Source organism: Marinobacter sp. JSM 1782161, assembly GCF_011421605.1.
In the GTDB taxonomy this organism is placed as follows: domain Bacteria; phylum Pseudomonadota; class Gammaproteobacteria; order Pseudomonadales; family Oleiphilaceae; genus Marinobacter_A; species Marinobacter_A bohaiensis.
In genome coordinates this window covers 2111867-2130708 of record NZ_WSSA01000002.1, presented here as the reverse complement: position 1 = coordinate 2130708, position 18842 = coordinate 2111867, and the positions used below count along the sequence as shown (strand labels likewise).

Annotated in this window: 20 protein-coding genes; 13 read left to right on the top strand and 7 right to left on the bottom strand. The window is 65.2% G+C overall.

All coding sequences use genetic code 11. The features are described from left to right. The 3 genes from GQB00_RS09480 to kdgD all read right to left on the bottom strand — a co-directional run bounded on the left by GQB00_RS09480 (position 1) and on the right by kdgD (position 2582). Positions 1 to 549 (bottom strand): TRAP transporter small permease, encoded by a 549-nt coding sequence (locus GQB00_RS09480; RefSeq protein ID WP_323127264.1) that lies wholly within the window; start codon positions 547 to 549, stop codon positions 1 to 3. A gap of 80 nt (positions 550 to 629) precedes the next feature. Then, positions 630 to 1631: a TRAP transporter substrate-binding protein gene (locus tag GQB00_RS09475; protein WP_165856029.1), complete on the bottom strand. Its 1002-nt coding sequence runs from the start codon at positions 1629 to 1631 to the stop codon at positions 630 to 632. Positions 1632 to 1664: 33 nt separating this feature from the next. Further along, a complete protein-coding gene (gene kdgD, locus GQB00_RS09470) occupies positions 1665 to 2582 on the bottom strand; it encodes a 5-dehydro-4-deoxyglucarate dehydratase (protein WP_165856028.1) in 918 nt (305 codons plus the stop codon). A gap of 647 nt (positions 2583 to 3229) precedes the next feature. Between kdgD and pqqA the strand changes: the two genes are divergently transcribed. The 11 genes from pqqA (at position 3230) to GQB00_RS09415 (ending at position 13724) form a co-directional block, all read left to right on the top strand. After that, complete coding sequence (gene pqqA / locus GQB00_RS09465) at positions 3230 to 3301, top strand: pyrroloquinoline quinone precursor peptide PqqA (protein ID WP_111496744.1); 72 nt, start codon at positions 3230 to 3232, stop codon at positions 3299 to 3301. Positions 3302 to 3375: 74 nt separating this feature from the next. Next, complete coding sequence (pqqB, locus tag GQB00_RS09460) at positions 3376 to 4314, top strand: pyrroloquinoline quinone biosynthesis protein PqqB (RefSeq protein ID WP_165856027.1); 939 nt, start codon at positions 3376 to 3378, stop codon at positions 4312 to 4314. After that, a complete protein-coding gene (gene pqqC / locus GQB00_RS09455; RefSeq protein ID WP_165856026.1) occupies positions 4311 to 5069 on the top strand; it encodes a pyrroloquinoline-quinone synthase PqqC in 759 nt (252 codons plus the stop codon). The genes pqqB and pqqC overlap by 4 nt, the downstream gene beginning before the upstream one ends. Beyond that, entirely contained in the window at positions 5066 to 5332 is a 267-nt protein-coding gene (gene pqqD, locus GQB00_RS09450; protein ID WP_165856025.1) for a pyrroloquinoline quinone biosynthesis peptide chaperone PqqD, read from the top strand. The genes pqqC and pqqD overlap by 4 nt, the downstream gene beginning before the upstream one ends. After that, positions 5325 to 6452: a pyrroloquinoline quinone biosynthesis protein PqqE gene (gene pqqE, locus GQB00_RS09445; protein ID WP_207950647.1), complete on the top strand. Its 1128-nt coding sequence runs from the start codon at positions 5325 to 5327 to the stop codon at positions 6450 to 6452. Before pqqD ends, pqqE begins: the two co-directional genes overlap by 8 nt. A 7-nt stretch (positions 6453 to 6459) precedes the next feature. Further along, positions 6460 to 8298 (top strand): prolyl oligopeptidase family serine peptidase, encoded by a 1839-nt coding sequence (locus GQB00_RS22065; RefSeq protein WP_165856023.1) that lies wholly within the window; start codon positions 6460 to 6462, stop codon positions 8296 to 8298. A gap of 107 nt (positions 8299 to 8405) precedes the next feature. Beyond that, positions 8406 to 9569, top strand: coding sequence for an alcohol dehydrogenase-like regulatory protein ErcA (gene ercA, locus GQB00_RS09435; RefSeq protein WP_165856022.1), 1164 nt, complete (start codon positions 8406 to 8408; stop codon positions 9567 to 9569). After that, entirely contained in the window at positions 9553 to 11310 is a 1758-nt protein-coding gene (locus tag GQB00_RS09430) for a NahK/ErcS family hybrid sensor histidine kinase/response regulator (RefSeq protein ID WP_165856021.1), read from the top strand. The genes ercA and GQB00_RS09430 overlap by 17 nt, the downstream gene beginning before the upstream one ends. Before the next feature lie 144 nt (positions 11311 to 11454). Then, positions 11455 to 11739, top strand: coding sequence for a hypothetical protein (locus tag GQB00_RS09425; RefSeq protein ID WP_111496745.1), 285 nt, complete (start codon positions 11455 to 11457; stop codon positions 11737 to 11739). A 113-nt stretch (positions 11740 to 11852) separates the two neighbouring features. After that, complete coding sequence (locus tag GQB00_RS09420; RefSeq protein WP_165856020.1) at positions 11853 to 13232, top strand: class II fumarate hydratase; 1380 nt, start codon at positions 11853 to 11855, stop codon at positions 13230 to 13232. A 3-nt stretch (positions 13233 to 13235) separates the two neighbouring features. Continuing rightward, complete coding sequence (locus GQB00_RS09415) at positions 13236 to 13724, top strand: CDP-archaeol synthase (RefSeq protein WP_228160497.1); 489 nt, start codon at positions 13236 to 13238, stop codon at positions 13722 to 13724. A gap of 173 nt (positions 13725 to 13897) precedes the next feature. Here GQB00_RS09415 and GQB00_RS09410 read toward each other — a convergent pair whose 3' ends face one another. Further along, positions 13898 to 14872, bottom strand: a complete 975-nt coding sequence (locus GQB00_RS09410; protein ID WP_165856019.1) for a metallophosphoesterase — start codon at positions 14870 to 14872, stop codon at positions 13898 to 13900. 243 nt (positions 14873 to 15115) lie between these two features. Here GQB00_RS09410 and msrA point away from each other — a divergent pair, with 243 nt between their 5' ends. Together msrA and msrB are read left to right on the top strand one after the other, a co-directional pair. Beyond that, positions 15116 to 15763, top strand: a complete 648-nt coding sequence (gene msrA / locus GQB00_RS09405) for a peptide-methionine (S)-S-oxide reductase MsrA (RefSeq protein WP_165856018.1) — start codon at positions 15116 to 15118, stop codon at positions 15761 to 15763. Positions 15764 to 15774: 11 nt separating this feature from the next. Next, on the top strand, positions 15775 to 16203 hold the full coding sequence (gene msrB, locus GQB00_RS09400) for a peptide-methionine (R)-S-oxide reductase MsrB (RefSeq protein ID WP_111494315.1): 429 nt from the start codon (positions 15775 to 15777) through the stop codon (positions 16201 to 16203). 43 nt (positions 16204 to 16246) lie between these two features. On the opposite strand, the gene GQB00_RS09395 is transcribed toward msrB, so the two are convergent. The 3 genes from GQB00_RS09395 to GQB00_RS09385 all read right to left on the bottom strand — a co-directional run bounded on the left by GQB00_RS09395 (position 16247) and on the right by GQB00_RS09385 (position 18665). Beyond that, entirely contained in the window at positions 16247 to 16894 is a 648-nt protein-coding gene (locus GQB00_RS09395; protein WP_165856017.1) for an NAD(P)H-binding protein, read from the bottom strand. A gap of 189 nt (positions 16895 to 17083) precedes the next feature. Then, a complete protein-coding gene (locus GQB00_RS09390) occupies positions 17084 to 17443 on the bottom strand; it encodes a c-type cytochrome (RefSeq protein ID WP_165856016.1) in 360 nt (119 codons plus the stop codon). Between the two features lie 13 nt (positions 17444 to 17456). Further along, entirely contained in the window at positions 17457 to 18665 is a 1209-nt protein-coding gene (locus GQB00_RS09385) for a sulfite oxidase (protein WP_165856015.1), read from the bottom strand. Positions 18666 to 18842 lie beyond the last annotated feature (177 nt).

Here is an 18842-nt window from a genome sequence, read left to right as displayed (position 1 = left end):
TCAAACCTCCCTCAACTTGAACAGGCGCTGGACGATGTTCACGCCCGAGAACAGCACCATCAGCGCGCCGCAGATCACCAGTGGCGCCGCCCGCCAGCTTTCGGAGATACCGATCATGGGCACCGGGCGGTCCAGGTTTTCCATGACCAGATAGCCGCCCTGCCAGGCCATGAAAACGCCGAAGCAGGCGACGAACAGATCCGACAGGTAACGCATGATGGTGCGGGGAACGCGTGGTAACGCTTCGCGCACGAAATCGATGCTCAGGTGGCTGTTGTTGCGGACGCCCGCTGCCGCCCCGAGACAGGTGATGTAGACGACGATCACCAGGGAGGACTGCTCCACCCAGGTGGGCGTGTCGTTGAGCACATAGCGGCCGAACACCAGCCAGCCGAAGGTCATGATCAGGAAGACCATCAGCACGCCCGCCACGATGATGCAGAGATGGGCGAGCCCATCCAGCGAGCGATCGAGCAGCGCCTTGCGCCCGGTGTCGGCCATCGGCGTTTCGGCCACCGGCTCGTTGAGTTGATCGGAGTAGGAATTCACGGTAGCTCACCCTTCCTCAACGCTCCGGTGCACTGCCGGGCCGGAGCGTTGAGGGACTGTTGTGATGATGGTGCCAGGGGTTACTGCGCCGCCTGAATGTCTTTGACGAGCGATTCAAGCTGCGGGTTCTGGGCGATGAAGTCATCGTAGATGGGCTGCATCTTGTCCTGGAAGGCGGACTTGTCGGCCACGTCGTTGATCTTCACGCCCGCATCCAGGACGGTTTGCCGACTCTTCTCGACGCGCTCCGCCCAGAGCTGCCGCTGCGTTTTAGCGGCGTTCTCGGCGGCCTGGCGAACCGCCTGCTGGTCCTCCGCGCTGAGTTCCTCCCAACTGGATTTGGCGATGCACAGGCATTCCGGCAGGATCAGGTGCTCGGTCAGCGAGTAGTACTGGGCGACTTCGTAGTGGCCGCTGGTTTCGTAGGACGGGTAGTTGTTCTCCGCGCCGTCGATGACGCCGGTCTTCAGCGACTGGTAGACCTCGCTGTAGGCCATCGGCGTGGCGTTGCCGCCCAGGTTGTCGATCATGTCCACGTACAGGTCGTTGTTCATGACCCGCACCTTGATGCCCTGGACGTCAGCCGGCGTATTGACCGCATGGTCGGTGTTGTACAGGCTGCGCGCCCCGGAGCCGAACCAGGACAGGGCGATCAGGTTCTTCTCGGCGAGGGCATCGGCAAAGCGCTGGCCGATCTCGCCGTCCATGATCCGGTACATATCGTCGACGCTGTTGAAGATGAACGGCAGGGACAGCACGTTGGTCGCCGGCACGATCGGACCCATCGGCCCCATGTTGAAGTTGGCGAAATCCAGTGCGCCGCTGCGGGTCTGCTCGATGGCGTCGGGCTGATCGCCCAGCACCGCGTTGTGATAGACCTTGGGCTCGACGCGCCCGTCGGTTTTCTCGGCGACTTCCTCAGCGAAGCTTTCCAGGGCCTCGCTGTTCGGGTAGCCCGGCGGGTGGATGTTCCAGCCGCGCCACTGTTCTGCCTGGACCGGCAGGGCCATGGCGCTGAGGGCGCCTGCCATCGCCGTGATTTTCAGACAACCGGTGACAGAAAAGCGCTTTGTTGTAGGCATGATATGGCTCCTGTTGAGTTGTTTGTTTTGTCGTTACAGGTGTTGGGCGGTATCGATCAGTCCCTTGAGTTGTTGCCGCTCGTCCGCGGTTGGCATCACCAGCGGCGGGCGGACGTGTCCGGCGGGTTTGCCGATGAGGGCGGCGCCTTCCTTGATCAGGCTGACCGCATAGCCCTTCCGGTTTTCGCGTAGTTCGACAAAGGGAATGAAGAACCGCCGGGTTATCTCGCCGACCACCTCTCGGTTGCCGTTCCTGAGGGCCCGGTAGAACGTCAGCGCCATGTCCGGCACGACGTTGAAGACCGCCGAGGAATAGGTGGTCACGCCGATGGAGAGATAGGCTTCGGCGAGGATTTCCGCCGTGGGAACACCGCCAATGTAGATCAGCCGGTCGCCGACGGTCTTGATGATCCGGTTGAGCGCCTGGATATCGCCGTTGCCATCTTTCAGGCCGATCAGGTTGGGGCAGGTTGCGGCCAGGTGTTTGACCGACGCGGCGTTGAGGATGCCGTTGCCGCGGTTGTAGTAGATCACGTTGATGGAGGTGGCCTCGCAAATCTGCCGGGCGTATTCCACCAGGCCCTCCTGCGGGCACTCGGTGAGGTAGGGCGGCATCAGCAGAATGCCGTCGGCGCCGGCCTCTTCGGCGGCCCGGGCATACGCCTGACCGGCCCGGACGCTCAGCCCGGCGCTGGCAATCACCGGCACCCGGCCGCCCACCGTATCAACGGCCAGGGCAACGATCTGGCGGTACTCGTCCAGCGTCAGGCTGAAGAACTCACCGGTTCCGCCGGCCACGAATACCGCGGAGATATCGTGACTGACAAACCATTCCAGGCGTTGGCGGTAGCTTTCGGCGTCGAACTGGCCGTTGGCGTCGAAGTCGGTAACGGGAAACGAAAGCAGGCCGTCCCCGACCGCGTTAATGACATCGCGTTGAGAGAAGTTCACTGGTCATCCTTGTTCCGGTTTCTTGTTTTTGACGTTATCGCGGCATGACGTTGGTGACTGACTCAGGACAGCCGTGTCGAATCCTGCGAGGCGGCTGTCTGTTGTCATACATCATACATATGTGAGGCTAGAAGCCGTTTGCGGCGCTGGCAATGTCGACATTGGTCGATAAGACTAAAGGCTAGGTGGTTTGACCGACGCCAAGGCGTTTTTAATTTTAAGCCAATGAAATATAAGACTTTAATCTGGAGTGCCGTGTTCGGGTTTCCTGTCGATGATGGCCGGGACGGTGATTGACCGGTCGCTGGCGATTCCGTGGACGGAGAGGCGGTGACCGCCGCTTGCCCCGGTATCATCTGATGCTCCGGCAGCTCCGTAAATACCGAAAGAAACCCCGTTAATCCGGGCGTTCGACGTCGTGCGGGCATGCGGTGTTGGCGTATTCGGTGTATTATGTTAGCAAGCAAACGATATGGTCGGCCCGCCGGGTCCGGCGCCGTCTTGCTTCCTGGAATGACACCCATTGCACGCAAGGAGGGAACGATCCCTACGAAGTTCGTTCCAAAGTATCATGTTGACCCTGCGCGATTCCTTCTAGGATCGAAGAGTGGCATTCATTCACCCGCAACAGGTAAGAGGTAACGTCTATGTGGACCAAGCCCGCGTTTGAAGACATGCGCATCGGTTTCGAAGTCACCATGTACTTCGCCAACCGTTGAAGTTTCAGCTGCGTAAGCAGATTGATTGAACGGCCGGCTCCCACAGCCGGCCGTTTGCGTTCCGGAGATCCCCCATGCAGATTCATGTTCTCGGTTCCGCTGCCGGAGGGGGCTTCCCCCAGTGGAACTGCAATTGCACCAACTGCCAGGGCCTGCGCGACGGCACCCTCAATGCCCGTGCGCGCACCCAGTCGTCGATTGTCATTAGCGAAGACGGCGAGCGCTGGATCCTGTGCAATGCCTCCCCCGATATACGCGCCCAGCTGGCGGCGTTTGCCCCCTTGCAGCCGGCCCGCGCCGTGCGTGACACGGGCATCGATGCGGTGCTGCTGATGGACAGCCAGATCGACCACACCACCGGCCTGCTGACTCTGCGCGAAGGCTGCCCGTTCGATGTCTGGTGCACGCCCCAAGTCCATGAGGACCTGTCCACCGGTTTCCCGCTGTTCACCATGCTGGAGCACTGGAACGGCGGCCTGAACTGGCACGAGATGCCCTATGGCGACGAGACCGTGTTCACGATGCCCGCCGCCCCGTCCCTGCGCCTGACGGCCCTGCCGCTGCTGAGCAACGCGCCGCCGTATTCGCCGCGCCGCGGCAAGACCATCCCGGGGGACAACGTGGGCCTGTTCATCGAGGACACCCGCAGCGGCACCACGGTGCTTTACGCGCCGGGCCTGGGCCAGCCGGACGACCGTCTGAAAGCCTGGATGCGCCGCGCCGACATCTTGCTGGTGGACGGCACCGTGTGGGACGACGATGAAATGAAACGCCGGGGCGTGGGCAGCAAGACCGGTCAGGAGATGGGGCACCTGGCCCAGAATGGCCCGGGCGGCATGATCGAGTTGCTCGATACGATGCCGGCGCGACGCAAGATCCTGATTCACATCAACAACACCAACCCGATCCTGGACGAGGATTCCCCGGAGCGCGCGATCCTCGACCGCCACGGCATCGAAGTGGCCTGGGACGGGATGCATCTGGACCTGGAACGGGAGGGGGGAACCGAATGAGCCGCATCGAACAGCCGCTGGACCGGGCCGCCTTTGAGCAGGCCCTGCGCGACAAAGGCCAGTACTACCACATCCACCACCCGTACCACCGGGCCATGTACGCCGGGGAATGCACCCGCGAACAGATCCAGGGCTGGGTGGCGAACCGCTACTACTACCAGGTGAACATCCCGCGCAAGGATGCCGCCATCATGGCCAACTGCCCGGATGCCTCAGTGCGGCGCCAGTGGCTGCAGCGGGTGCTCGATCACGACGGCGCCGAAGGCGAGGACGGCGGCATCGAAGCCTGGCTGGGGCTGGCCGAAGCGGTCGGCCTGAGCCGGGGCGAGGTGATTGATCAGCGCCACGTGCTGCCCGGAGTGCGCTTTGCGGTGGACGCCTACTACCACTTCGCGCGGCGGGCGACCTGGCAGGAGGCGGCCTGCTCGTCACTGACCGAGCTGTTTGCGCCGGAGATCCACCAGTCGCGGCTGGACAGCTGGCCGCAGCACTACCCCTGGATCGAGGACAATGGATACGGCTACTTCCGCAAGCGCCTGGGCGAGGCCCGCCGCGACGTGGAACACGGCCTGACCATCACCCTGGATCATTTCACCACGGCGGAACAGCAGCAGCGGGCGCTGGACATCCTGCAGTTCAAACTGGACATCCTCTGGAGCCTGCTCGACGCGCTGACCATGGCCTACGTCCACAAGACGCCGCCGTACCATACCGTGACGGATGCCCAGGTCTGGCATCGGGGACTCGATCGATGAAAACGCAAACGCCGAAACTGCGCCCGGGTTTCCGCTTCCAGTGGGAGCCGGCCCAGCAGGCCCACGTGCTGCTGTACCCGGAGGGCATGGTTAAGCTCAACGAGAGCGCCGGTGCTATTCTTGGGGAAGTGAACGGCGAGCAAACCGTCGGCCAGATCATCGACAGCCTGCAGGCCCGATTCCCCGACGCCGGTGACCTGTCCGAGGACATCTGCCAGTTCCTGGAGGAAGCCCGTGAGCGACACTGGATCATCCTTGAGTAACCCCCGGCCGGGACCGCCGTTCTGGCTGCTGGCGGAACTGACCTACCGCTGCCCGCTGCAGTGTCCGTACTGCTCCAACCCGCTGGATTTCGCCCAGCAGGGGCAGGAGCTGGACACCGAGGCCTGGATCCGCGTGTTGCGCGAAGCCCGGGCCATGGGCGCGGCCCAACTGGGTTTCTCCGGCGGTGAGCCGCTGGTGCGCCCGGACCTGCCCGAGCTGATCGCCGAAGCGCGCCAGCTGGGCTTCTACACCAATCTCATTACGTCCGGCATCGGCCTGACCGAAGGCAAGGTCAAACAGTTCCGCGAGGCCGGGCTGGACCACATCCAGGTCAGTTTCCAGGCCTCCGACCCGGAACTGAACAACGCCGTCGCGGGCTCGCGCAAGGCATTCGACAGCAAGCTGGCCATGGCCCGGGCGGTGCACGCCGAGGGCTATCCGATGGTCCTCAACTTCGTCATCCATCGCCACAACATCCACCAGATGGACGACATTATCCGCCTGTGTGAAGAGCTGGGCGCGGACTATGTCGAACTGGCCACCTGCCAGTACTACGGCTGGGCTTTCGAAAACCGCGAGGGGCTGATGCCGTCGGCGGCGCAACTGGCCACCGCCGAGAAGACGGTCAACGAACACCGCGAGCGACTGCAGGCGGCCGGCTCGGCCATGCAGCTGATCTTCGTCACCCCGGACTATTACGAAGAGCGCCCCAAGGCCTGCATGAACGGCTGGGGCAGCATCTTCCTGACCGTCACGCCGGACGGTACCGCGCTGCCGTGCCACAGCGCTCGCATCCTGCCGATCGAGTTTCCCAACGTGCAGGAACACGCCCTGCAGTCGATCTGGTACGACAGCTCCGGCTTCAACCATTACCGCGGCGACGCCTGGATGCCCGAGCCCTGTCGCTCCTGCGACGAGAAGCACAAGGACTTCGGCGGCTGCCGCTGCCAGGCCTACCTGCTGACCGGCGATGCTGACAACGCCGACCCGGTGTGCGACAAGTCGCCCCATCACGAACGCGTGCTGGCGGCCCGGCGTGCGGCGGACCACGCCACCGCCGGCCTGGCGGACCTGACCTACCGTAACGCCCGCAATTCGCGGGTGATCGTCAAGGCCTGACCCTCCGGTGGCCGCTCTTTCCGCGCACGCCGCCGTGGGTGCCTACGCCCAGCGCGACAACCTGCGCTGTGCCGAGGGCGGCGTGTTCTGGCTGGAGAGCGATCCGGCCACCGGGCTGGTGGGGCTGCACGCCTGGCGTGACGGCGAAGCCCGCCGGCTGACGCCCCGCGAGTTCGGCGTGCGCAGCCAGGTCAACGGCTACGGGGGCGGTGCGTTCTGCGTGATGCAGGGCGCCGTTTACCTGGTCAGCGGCGGCGACCAGCAAATTTATCGCCTCGACCTGGACAGCGGCGCGCTCAGCGCCGTGAGCGACAAACCCGAGTGTCGTTTTGGCGGTTTGGTGGCGGACCCGCGTCGCGGCCGCATCCTGGCGGTGTGCGAGCACCTGGACGACGGCTTCGGGGTGGGGCAGAGCCTGGTGGCGCTGGAGGTGGAGACCGGTGCCCTGTTGACGCTGGCCGGGGCCGAGCGCGGGCCGATCAATATGGGCTGCCCCACGCTGTCGGCCGACGGCCGCCTGCTGGCCTGGGTCGAGTGGACCTTGCCGGCGATGCCCTGGGAGCAGACCCGGCTGCGGCGGGCAGTACTGGACCGTTCCGGCCAGGTGGCGGCGGTGGAAGACTGCTCCGCCCCGGCACCGGCGTCGATCCAGCAGCCGCGCTATGTCGGCGATGCCCTCTACGCGCTGTCGGACCACGGTGGCTGGTGGCTGCCTTACCGGGTGGATGACGGCAACGGCTGGCGGATACTGTCGCGGGATCGCTGCGATCACGCCAACGCCCCCTGGCAGCTGGATGAGCGCCATGACGCCTGGCTGGACGGCGAGCGCTGGGCGCGCGTCCAGTACCAGTCCGGCCTGGGCTCACTGGTGCTGGTGGATGAGCAGGGCCGACTCGAGAGGCGGCTGGCGGAGGCGTACACCGATTTCCGCCACCTGCAGGTGATGGATCGCCGGATCCATGCGATTGCCCGCAGCCCCTACCGGCTCGACAGCGTCGTGCGCATCGACCCGGAAACCGGCGACTGTGAGACGTTGGCGGGCGGTGAGCAGACGCCCGCCTGCCAGGAAATGGCGCCGCCGGAGCCCTTCAGCCTCGATGCCCGCGACGGTCAGCCGGTACACGGCTTCCTGTACCGGCCGATGGTGGAGGCGAGCCAGCCGCCGCCGGTGGTCATGCGCGTACACGGCGGGCCCACGTCCGCCGCCTATCCGGTGTTCGATCCCCAAGTGGCGTTCTGGACATCTCACGGCTTTGCGGTGGCGGACGTCAATCACCGCGGAAGCACCGGCTACGGCCGGGCGTTCCGCATGGCGCTGCAGGGGCGTTGGGGGGCGTCCGATCACGAGGACATCTGCGACGGCGTCAGCCACCTGGCGCGGGAACAGCTGGTGGACGGCGAGCGGGCCTTCATCATGGGGCGCAGCGCCGGTGGGTTTACGGTGCTCAACGCGCTGATCCATAGCCCGGTGTTCCGCGCCGGCGCCAGCCTGTTCGGGGTGAGCGACCCGGAGTCCCTGCGCCACATGACCCATCGCTTTGAATCCGGTTACCTGGACTGGTTGCTGGGCGATCCGGACACCGAGCGGGTGACCTGGCAGCAGCGTACGCCGCTGTTCTGGGCCGACCGCATCACCTGCCCGGTGATTTTCTTCCAGGGCGAGCAGGACGCGGTGGTGGTGCCGGAGCAGACCGAGTCCATGGCCCACGTGCTGCGTCGCTGCGGCGTGCCGGTGGAGGTGGTGCGTTTCGCCGACGAGGGCCACGGCTTCCGTCATGCGGAGAATCAGGTCACGGTGATGGAGCGGACGTTACGCTTCTTCCGGCAGGCGCTGGAGGAGGGCTGACCGACCGCCCGAGGTCGATCCGGAATAGGGCGGAACCGTCGGTCTTCCGTTAAACTGGGTAAGCGCTCAAGCGCATTCGACACAACACAATAATAATGAGATCGACCATGGCTCAAGACGTCACGAACCTGCGCAAATTCGTTGCTCCCGAAATCGTCTTTGGCGCCGGATCCCGCAAGGCGGTCGCCAACTTTGCCAGCCACTTCGGCGCGCGCCGGGTGCTGCTGGTGTCCGACCCCGGCGTGGCCGCCGCCGGCTGGGTCTTCGAGGTCGAGGCCTTGCTGCTGGAAGCGGGTTTCGCCGTCACCGTCTTTACCGGCGTGTCCCCCAATCCCCGGGTTGCGGAGGTGATGCACGGCGCGGAACTCTACAGGTCGGCGGGCTGTGACGTGATCGTCGCTATCGGCGGCGGCAGCCCGATGGATTGCGCCAAGGGCATCGGCATCGTCAGCGCCCATGGGCGCAGCATTCTCGACTTCGAGGGCGTCGACACCATCACACTGCCGTCGCCGCCGCTGATCCTGATTCCGACCACCGCCGGCACCTCGGCGGATGTGTCCCAGTTCGCGATCATTTCCGACCCGGACCGGCGCTTCAAGTTTTCCATCATTTCCAAGGCGGTGGTGCCCGATGTGGCGCTGATCGACCCGGAAGTGACCCAGACCATGGACGTGTTCCTGACCGCCTGCACCGGCGTGGACGCCATGGTGCACGCCGTCGAGGCGTTCGTCTCTACCGGCAGCGGCCCGCTGACCGACTCCCACGCGCTGGAGGCGATCCACCTGATCAACACCCATCTGGAGCCGCTGGTGGCCAACCCGTCCGACGCCCACCTGCGCGAGCAGGTGATGCTGGGCTCAATGCAGGCCGGTCTGGCCTTTTCCAACGCCATCCTGGGGGCGGTGCACGCCATGTCCCACAGTCTGGGCGGCTTCCTGGACCTGCCTCATGGCCTGTGCAACGCGATGCTGCTGGACCACGTCGTCGCCTACAACTACAGCGCCTGCGAGGACCGCTTCAAGCGCATTGCCGAGACGCTGGGCATCGACACCCGGGGTATGACCACGGCCACCGTGCGCCAGCGCCTGCTGGGCCGGATCGCCGAACTCAAACGCAACGTGGGGCTGGAGAAACGCCTCGGCGAGCTGGGCGTGCGCGTGGACGATATTCCGTCCCTGTCCGGTTTCGCCCTGCAGGACCCGTGCATCCTGACCAACCCACGCAAGTCGTCCCGGCGGGACGTTGAAGCAGTGTATGAAGAAGCCCTCTGATACCCCCGGTCGCGATGACGGCGGTGCCGGCGACTACAACGTCGAAGACCTGCTCGGCCTGGGCAGCCATTCGGCGCGCAAGAGTTATTACCCGGCGCTGCTGGAGCGGATCGCCGACCTGGAAGCCGAGCGCAACCGCTACAAGTGGCTGTTCGACAACGCCCTGCACGGCATTTTCCAGGGCAACCTGCGCGGCGGCCTGATTTCCTGCAACCCGGCGATGGCGGACATTTGCGGCTATGCATCGCCGGCTGCGCTGACCGGCGCCATCGTGCGCCTGCGCGAGCAGCTGTTTGCCAGCGTGCGGGATTTCGACCACGTGCGCCTGACGCTGCTGTCCGACGGCCAGGTGCGTGCCCGCGAGCTGCGCCTGATGCGCCGCGACGGCGGTCAGGTGGACGTGGCGCTGACCCTGCTGTGGCGCCCGGATCTGGGGCCGGAAGTGGTGGAGGCGTTCGTGGCGGACATCACCGAACGCCAGCAGGCCCGGGCGCGGCTGGAACAGGTCAACAGCGAACTGGAGCTGCGGGTCAAGGAACGCACCGCCGCGCTGCGCGACGCCAACAGCGGCCTGCGCCGGGAGATTGGCGAACGCGAGAAAATCGAGGCGGAGCTGGTGGTGGCGATCCAGGCCGCCGAGGAAGCCAACCGTAGCAAGGACAAGTACCTGGCGGCGGCCAGTCACGACCTGATGCAGCCGCTCAACGCCGCCCGGTTGCTGGTCTCGACGCTGCAGGACCGGGCCCTGCCGAACGCCGAGGCGCAACTGGTCGATCGCGTGCACCGGGCGCTGGAAGGCGCCGAAGACCTGCTGGCGGACCTGCTGGACATCTCCAAGCTGGACCAGCAGGCGATCCAGCCCGACCGCACCTACCTGGACATCGACGACCTCATCCAGGCCCTGGCCGGCGAGTTCGAACCGGTGGCGGAGAACGCCCACCTGCGGCTGAAAGTCCGGTCCCGGCCGGGCATCGTCCACACCGATGCCCGCATGATGACCCGCATCCTGCGCAACCTGCTCACCAACGCGTTTCGTTACACCCAGGAGGGCGGCGTGCTGCTGAACGTTCGCCGCCGCACGGACGACCTGCATATCGAAGTCTGGGATACGGGCATGGGCATTCCCGACGACCGGCTGGAGGATATCTTCCGTGAGTTCCATCAGCTCAGCGCCCCCCACACGGGCGGACGCAAGGGGGTGGGGCTGGGGTTGGCCATTGTCGACCGCATGGTGCGCATGCTGGACCATCGCATCGAGGTGCACTCCCGCCCCGGCGTCGGTTCGCGCTTCAGTGTGATCCTGCCGCTGGCGCATCCCCGGCCGGCGGCCGCAGGGGCCGGCCAGGCGATGCCGGAGCCGCATTCCCTGGCGGGGCGGCGTATCCTGGTGATCGACAACGAGCCGGACATCCTGGCGAGCATGGAGGCCCTGCTGGCACAGTGGGGCTGCGAGGTGTCCTGCGTCGCCGACGCGCAGGTCGCGCTGCGGGGCCTTGAAGACGGGACAGTAACCGTGCCCGAAGCGATCCTGGCGGATTACCACCTGGACGACGGGCGTACCGGCTGCGAGGCGATCTACGCCATCCGGCGGGCTGTGGGGCGGGATATTCCCGCCGCCATCATCACCGCCGATCGCAGCGACGCCTGCCGGCGTTTCCTGAAAACCCAGTATTTCCCGGTGCTTAACAAGCCCGTCAAACCCAACCGCCTGCGCGCCCTGCTGACCAGCCTGTTTGCCTGAGTCCGGACCGGCCAGCCCTCCGAACGTCCTACATCGTCGCCGGCAAACCTGACTACACTTCTGGAATGGACGTCACCGTCTGGAAGGGGAGTGCCCGGCGAGCCCGCCGGGTTCCGGGAATCGGTTGAAAGCGAGGTGAAAACAATGCAAACCACCGAAAACGCTCTGACCAACCACGAAGTGACCGTGTGTCTCAGCGGCGGCGCGGTCCTGGGGCCGTTTAATGCCACCTGGTCGCAGGACTCCGGAGGCGACGTGCGTGAACTGGTCCGGGAATACGATGCGTATCTCCAGGGCGAGCCGCAGAAACGGTTCAAGTTTCACCTGCACGACACGTACACCAACACGGTCCACACCCTGATCCTGAACTTTTCTCAAGTGACCGGGGTCTGTGATCATGTGAGGCTCAGGCATAATCCAGAGGGCTGATGGCCGGTTGGGCCAGGCTCAGGTCGTGTCGTCAGCGCTCTGTCACGCCACTCTCTTACGCCACTCTTTCATGCCATAGTCATAGGCTTCATGTTCAGGTAAAGGAGGCTGCCATGAGTGAATTCCGGGTCGAAAAGGATAGCCTGGGCGACGTCAAAGTGCCGGCTGACGCGCTTTGGGGCGCGCAAACCCAGCGTGCCGTCGACAATTTCCCGATCAGCGGCCGTCCCATGCCGCCGGCGTTCATTGAGGCGGTGGTGCGGGTCAAGCGTGCGGCGGCCCAGGCCAACGCCAAGCTGGGATTGCTGCAGGATGCGCACCGGGACGCGATCCTCAAGGCCTGCGACACCCTGTTGTGGGGCGAGCACCGCGACCAGTTCCCGATCGATGTCTATCAGACCGGATCGGGCACCAGCACCAACATGAACGTCAACGAGGTGATTGCCCGCCTGGCGCGGATGGACGGCGACGACGTGCATCCCAACGACCACGTCAACATGAGCCAGAGCTCCAACGACGTGATACCCACCGCCATCCACGTCAGTGCCGTCACCCAGGCCCAGGCGGTGCTGGTCCCGGCGCTGTCGCACCTGCAGGGGGCTATCTACGAGCGGGAAGCGGAACTGGCGGAGACCGTCAAGACTGGGCGCACCCACCTGATGGACGCCATGCCGGTCACCCTGGGGCAGGAACTGCAGACCTGGCGCGAGCAACTGGCCGCCGCCCAGAAGCGGGTGGAATGGGCCTGCGACGACCTGCTGGGGCTGCCCCAGGGCGGCACCGCCGTGGGCACCGGCGTCAACGCACACAGCCAGTTCGCCGAGCGTTTCGTCGCCGCGCTGAACGACGATACCGGCCTGCATTTCCGGTCCCTGGATCACAAGTTCGTCGGTCAGAGTGCGGTGGACGCTCCGGTGAATTTCTCCGCCCAGCTGCGTGGCGTGGCGGTGGTGCTGATGAAGATCGCCAACGACCTGCGCTGGATGAACAGCGGTCCCATCCACGGCCTGGCCGAGATCAGTCTGCCGGCCCTGCAGCCGGGCAGCAGCATCATGCCGGGTAAGGTGAACCCGGTGATTCCCGAATCCACCGCCATGGTGGCGGTGCAGGTGATGGGACTCGACAGCACCGTCGCCATGGCCGGGCAGTCCGGCAACTTCCAGCTCAACGTCATGCTGCCGCTGGTGGGCGCCAACCTGGTGGACATGCTGCAGTTGCTGAGCAATGCCTCCCGGGGGCTGGCGGATAAGGCCATCGCCGGCTTTACCGTCAACGCCGACCACCTGGCCGAAGCGGTGGGGCGCAATCCGGTGCTGGTCACTGCCCTCAACCCGGAAATCGGCTACAGCCGGGCGGCGGAGATCGCCAAGGAAGCCTACGCCAGCGGCCGCTCGATCCTGGACGTGGCGGAGGAACGCACGGATCTGTCCCGCAGCCAACTGGAGGCCATTCTCGATCCCCTGAAACTGACCCACGGGGGGCTGGAAAGCTGACCCGTGTCGTTTGAACTGACCGTCCAGCTGTTGCTGCTCCTGCTGGCGGCCAACGGGTCGCCGGTGCTGGGGCGTTACCTGCTGGGGCGCCACGGCGCGCAGCCGGTCGACGGCGGCCGGCTATGGCGCGACGGCGAACGCCTGCTGGGGGACAGCAAGACCTGGCGCGGCCTGATCATCGGCGTCACCGCCTGCACGGTGGTGAGCCTGTTGTTGGGACTGGGTGGTCCGTTCGGCGTGATGTTTGGCGCGCTGGCGTTGCTGGGGGATCTGTTCAGCAGCTTCATCAAGCGCCGCCGGCATCTGCGCTCCAGCTCCCGCGCCACCGGGCTGGATCAGCTTCCTGAAGCGATCCTGCCGGTGGGCATGGGGGCATTCTGGCTGGACTACAACTGGCAGGAGGTGGCCGTCACCGTGCTGCTGTTCATGCTGGCGGACATGCTGCTCTCGCCGCTGCTGTATCGGCTGGGCATCCGCCGGCAGCCGCATTGAGGGGGCGGTTGCGGATCTTGAGGTTTGCGGCGGGCCACCTGCGGCGGCCTCGGAAGCTAAAGCTTCCGCTACATTTTCGCGGTTTCCCAGGCCCCATGTAGCCGAAGCTTCAGCTTCGGAGCAGCCTGCCGGGCTGCCGGGGATCGCGAGGGCCCGTCCGGATCCCTAAGCTTCTAACCCGTCCCCCGCGTCAACGTATGCAGATTCACCTCCGGCGGGCAGTTCAGCCGCGCGTGAACCATTGACGTCCCCGCACCGCAGGACGTGTAGCCCTGCATTCCCGCATGTTGCCACGGCCCCTTGCCGACGAAGCGCGGGCAATCCGCATCCAGTAGCACCGGAATCCCGCCGGGCAGGCAGATCTGGCCGCCGTGGGTGTGGCCGCACAGGAACAGGTCGTAGCCGGCATGGGCCGCCTGCCGCCAGATTTCGGGCGTGTGGCTGAGCAGCAGCGTAGCCTTGCCGTTGGGGATGCCCTCGGCGGCGCGCTGCAGGTTGTCCACCTTATAGAAGTGAGCGTCGTCCACGCCGGCCACGTAGAGATGGTTGCCGTCGCGTTCGATGGCGGTGTGCTCGTTGAGCAGCACCTGGTAGCCCATGTCCTCGAGCGGCGGCAGCATGCGGATGCTGTCGTGGTTGCCCAGTACCGCCAGGGGCGTGCCGCGCAGCACGCGGCGCAGGCGTCGCATGCCTTCCAGGCTGGCCTCGATCGGGCCCCAGGTGAGCTTGCGGTAGTCACCGGTCAGCACGCACAGGTCGTAGTCGATGCCTTCGACGTGCTGGATGATGGCCTCCAGCATGGGCGCGTCCATGTCCACGTGCAGGTCGGTCAGGTGCAGAATGCGGAAGCCTTCGAAGGCTTCGGGCAGGTGGGGGAGCACGAAGCGATGCTCAACCGTGCGCATGCGCCGGGCGTTGCTCTCGGCACGTCCGAGCAGGCCGCTCAGGCGCAGGCAGCCGCGAATCAGGCCGTGCAGGGAATACCACTTTTCCACATGGCAGAAATGACCGCCGGGGTCGACCAGGCGGGATTCGAACTCGCGTTCGATACCCAGCCGCTGGCGGGCGTGGACCGGGCCCAGGCGCAGGGCGAGCCGGTATTCAAGCAATTCGTCGTCGTGTTGCGGTTTCGGTGCAACATGGGTCATTGTCCGCTCCTTGCATCCTGCCGCTTCTGGGATGGCGCATGGACGCGATGGACACGCTGAAAGGTGACGGGATTCTGCTTTCAGTATGGCCCCAAGCCGATGGGTCGTAAACGTGGAACCGTTACCGACGGCTCATGTCGGATGCAGGACACGAGGCAATGGGTGACATCCGCGATTGGTAAATGCCTGTGGATATCGACAAAATGAGAGTTTACGAAGGGTAATGCGACCTCAGGAGGAATCATGAGCCAGTCCTGTGACCTGCCGGGCATGAGCGTGCCCCGCAGCCGGTTCCCGGCACCGGACAACGACCTGGAGCTGCCCGCCGACGCCGGCGAGCAGCGCGCGGTACTCGGTGGCGGCTGTTTCTGGTGCACCGAAGCCGTCTATATGGCGCTGGATGGCGTTACCGCCGTGACCTCCGGCTATGCCGGCGGCAGTGCGGACACCGCCAACTACGATGCCGTCTGCACTGGCACCACCGACCACGCGGAGGTGATCGAAGTGCGTTACGACCCGGCGCGGACCAGCTACGGTGAGCTGCTGCGGATTTTCTTCTCGGTGGCCCACGACCCGACCCAACTCAACCGTCAGGGCAACGACCGCGGCACCCAGTACCGCTCCTCGGTGTTCTACGAGAACGAGGATCAGAAGCGGGTGGCCGAGGCCTATATCCGCAAGCTGGATGAAGCGGGGGTCTATGAGGCACCGGTGGTCACCACCCTGGAGCCGCTCGACGCCTTCTACCCGGCGGAAGACTACCACCAGAATTTTGCTGCGCGGAATCCGTTCCAGCCCTATGTGATGGCGGCTGCGGCGCCCAAGGTGGAAAAACTTCGGGATCAGTTCGGTGACCGACTGAAACCCGAATTCAACGATGATCAGGCATGAGGAGTAAGACCATGTCCCAATCCGAAGCGGGTTACGACCTGACCCCGCTGACTGCGGAAGAAATCGAGCAGAAGGCCGCCGGCCTGACCGAGGAAGAGCGCACCGTGCTGCTGGACCACGGCACCGAGCAGCCGTTCTGCGGCACCCTGCTCGACAACAAGATGGACGGCGTCTACCACTGCCGGCTGTGCGACCTGCCGCTGTTCACGTCCGAGCACAAGTTCGACTCCGGCACCGGTTGGCCCAGCTTTTTCTCGCCGTTCGATCCGGACCACATCCGCTATCTGGAAGACACCAGCCTGGGCCGCGTGCGCACGGAAATCCGCTGTCCGCGCTGCGACAGCCACCTGGGGCACGTGTTTCCGGACGGTCCGCCGCCCACCGGCCAGCGCTACTGCCTGAACTCCGTCGCCATGGAGTTCCGCCAGAAGCAGGCCTGAGTCCCTGGAGCCCCTTAATAGGCGGAATGTTGGTTAAGGGGCACTAGCCCGGGCTGTTCCCGGCCCGGGCGATGGCGTCCGACCCGATCATTTCCAGGGCGCCGGGGCGCGACACGCTGTCGATCATGCAGGCGGCGATGTCGCGGGCCGTGACCGGTCGATAGCGGGCCGGTATCAGTGAGCCCAGACGCCGGCCCAGCATCAGCCCCAGGTCCTCTCCCCGCCGCTTTTCTTCCCGCTGTGCGTCGATCAGCGACGGCCGCACCAGCACCAGTCGATCAAACCCCATGGTCTGCAGCGCCTGCTCCACCTCGCCTTTCGTTCGCAGGTAGAAGCTGAGGCTGCGAGCGTTCGCGCCCATCGACGAATTGAGCACCATGACCGGCGTTCCGGCATCGTGGGCGCGCTGGGCCACGGCCAGCACCAGGTCGTGGTCGATGGCGTGAAAACCGGCCTTGCCACCAGCCTGTTTCAGCGTGGTGCCCAGGCAGCAGATCAGGGCATCGGCGCGCCACCAGTCGGCATCGGGCAGCGGCGAGCGGAAATCCAGCACCGGATTGTCCAGTTTGTCGTGTGGCGCCAGAGGCCGGCGCGTGGGAGCCGTGATCCGTCGGATCCCGGGCGTATCGAGGGCCTGTTGCAGCACCTGACGGCCCACCGCACCGGTGGCACCAAACAGTAGCAGTTCCATGGGCGTGTCCTTGTGCATCGGCGTTGGCGGCTGAAACGGAACCGGGAGTATGGCACAGGACGGGAACGACATTGTCATGTGACTGTCATGGGAATGACCGACACTGCTCAGTACAGCGACTGCATCGTGTTGTTGAATAGCGCGGTACCAACCGTTGTGGCCAAAACGGTAGCAGGAAGCAGGATCGCATCAGGGAGGATGCATTTTTTTCCGGTCGCCGTGATGGCCAGCGCCGTTCGACGCGTTCAGATCGGCTCCGGTCACCCGGGCCACGTACTGCGCCACCGCATCGATTTCCGCCTCCGACAGACTCTCTTCGAACGCCGGCATGATCCCGACACCGTAGCGTACCGCGGTGACCACCTGTTCCGCCGTGGGTTTGAGCTGGTCCAGATCGGGGCCGATCTCGGCGCTCGAGCCGGCATCCGCGAGGGTGTGGCACAGGGCGCAGGTGGGCTGTGCCGTCTGGGTGAACACGATCCGGCCCGGATCCTGAGCAAATACCTCGGCAGCCGCCAGGCCCAAAGCCAACAGCAGGATTCTCAGCATCGCGCGCGTCCCGTCAGCTCACCGTGACGGTGACGCCGTGGTCTTCCCAGCCGTTGTGGCCGTATCCGCGTTCGTTGTCGGGCCGTTCACGGGGCTGGCTGTTGCCCTTGGCGTCGGTGGCGCGACTGACCATTCGGTACTCGCCGGCGGACAGGTCCGCCGCGAGGACGAAGGGACGCCAGGCGAACGGGCCCAGATCGGGACCGATGAATGGCGCCGCCCGCCAGTTTTCGCCGTTATCCAGCGACACCTCGACCCCGTGCAGCGATTCGGTGCCGCCGAACGCGACGCCATGGATCAGGTTGCGCCCGGCCGGGGCGGCGTCCAGTGGGCCGGTAATCCAGGATTTCACATTCATCGCCCACATCGACGGCTGTTTCGGCGCGCCTTTCTCGCCCACCGGGCGGACGCGGTAGCCGGACGCCTGGATCTTGGCGTCGGACTGCGTCCTGGTCAGGGCGACGTGCTTGACATACTTCACGTTGTTCACGCCGTAGTAGCCCGGGATCACCATGCGCAGCGGACCGCCGTGGGTCAGTGGCAGGGGTTCGCCGTTCATCTCGTAGGCCAACAGGGCCTGTTCCATGGCATCCAGCGGCACCGAACGTTCCACCACCACGCTCTTTTCGTCCAGGCCTTCGGGCAGCTCCTCGCCACCGGTGCTGGTCAGGTACTGGGCGCCGGATTCGGGGCCGCCCAGGGCTCTGATAACCTCGCGCATGGGCACACCCGTCCAGATCACGCAGCCGGCGGCGCCGACGCTCCACTGGGAGCCGCTGGCGCCGTGGGGGAAGAAGGCGCGTCCGTTGCCTGAGCACTGCAATACGGTGGCGACGGTTTCCACGCCGAGTGTCTTGAGCTCACCCAGGGTCATCGAGCGCGGCGCGGTGACGCCGCTGAACGCCACTTTCCAGGCGTCACGGTCGGCGACGATGGTCTCGGGCGGCGTGGGCAGGTTGTTGCGCACGAACAGGATGTCACTGGGGGTCACCACGCCGGTGCCGATGGCGCCGCGACGGGTCTCCATGGTCTTGTTGCTGTGGACGATCAGGGCGTCGGTGCGTTTCCACTTGATGAAGTCCGGAATGGGGAGGGCTTCCTGGCCGCGGGCCAGCGGCGTCAGGCCCAGCAGGCTGACGGAGGCCAGGGTGCCGGCTCCGCCAATCAGGATCTGGCGTCGACTGAGAGTCGGCGCGTCACGTCGGGTAGGGTGTTGAGGCATGGTTCTTCTCCTTATTCTTGTCGCGAAGACGCGCTGTCTCGTCAGCGTGTTGTCAGGACAAACCATGTTGCTGTTTTGAACGGCGATGAGTGACGTTGCTCATGGCGACTGCATGACGCGCACCTATACATTTCCTTTAGACGGGCGGGGAGGGGTGATCAAGCTCAGGCTTAGACT

Excerpts from the sequence above, each read along its gene's own strand:
- GQB00_RS09475 (WP_165856029.1), bottom strand. The coding sequence starts at position 1,631 with ATGCCTACAACAAAGCGCTTTTCTGTCACCGGTTGTCTGAAAATCACG.
- pqqB (WP_165856027.1), top strand. The coding sequence starts at position 3,376 with ATGCAGATTCATGTTCTCGGTTCCGCTGCCGGAGGGGGCTTCCCCCAG.
- pqqC (WP_165856026.1), top strand. The coding sequence starts at position 4,311 with ATGAGCCGCATCGAACAGCCGCTGGACCGGGCCGCCTTTGAGCAGGCC.
- pqqD (WP_165856025.1), top strand. The coding sequence starts at position 5,066 with ATGAAAACGCAAACGCCGAAACTGCGCCCGGGTTTCCGCTTCCAGTGG.
- ercA (WP_165856022.1), top strand. The coding sequence starts at position 8,406 with ATGGCTCAAGACGTCACGAACCTGCGCAAATTCGTTGCTCCCGAAATC.
- GQB00_RS09430 (WP_165856021.1), top strand. The coding sequence starts at position 9,553 with ATGAAGAAGCCCTCTGATACCCCCGGTCGCGATGACGGCGGTGCCGGC.
- GQB00_RS09425 (WP_111496745.1), top strand. The coding sequence starts at position 11,455 with ATGCAAACCACCGAAAACGCTCTGACCAACCACGAAGTGACCGTGTGT.
- GQB00_RS09420 (WP_165856020.1), top strand. The coding sequence starts at position 11,853 with ATGAGTGAATTCCGGGTCGAAAAGGATAGCCTGGGCGACGTCAAAGTG.
- GQB00_RS09410 (WP_165856019.1), bottom strand. The coding sequence starts at position 14,872 with ATGACCCATGTTGCACCGAAACCGCAACACGACGACGAATTGCTTGAA.
- msrA (WP_165856018.1), top strand. The coding sequence starts at position 15,116 with ATGAGCCAGTCCTGTGACCTGCCGGGCATGAGCGTGCCCCGCAGCCGG.
- msrB (WP_111494315.1), top strand. The coding sequence starts at position 15,775 with ATGTCCCAATCCGAAGCGGGTTACGACCTGACCCCGCTGACTGCGGAA.
- GQB00_RS09395 (WP_165856017.1), bottom strand. The coding sequence starts at position 16,894 with ATGGAACTGCTACTGTTTGGTGCCACCGGTGCGGTGGGCCGTCAGGTG.
- GQB00_RS09390 (WP_165856016.1), bottom strand. The coding sequence starts at position 17,443 with ATGCTGAGAATCCTGCTGTTGGCTTTGGGCCTGGCGGCTGCCGAGGTA.
- GQB00_RS09385 (WP_165856015.1), bottom strand. The coding sequence starts at position 18,665 with ATGCCTCAACACCCTACCCGACGTGACGCGCCGACTCTCAGTCGACGC.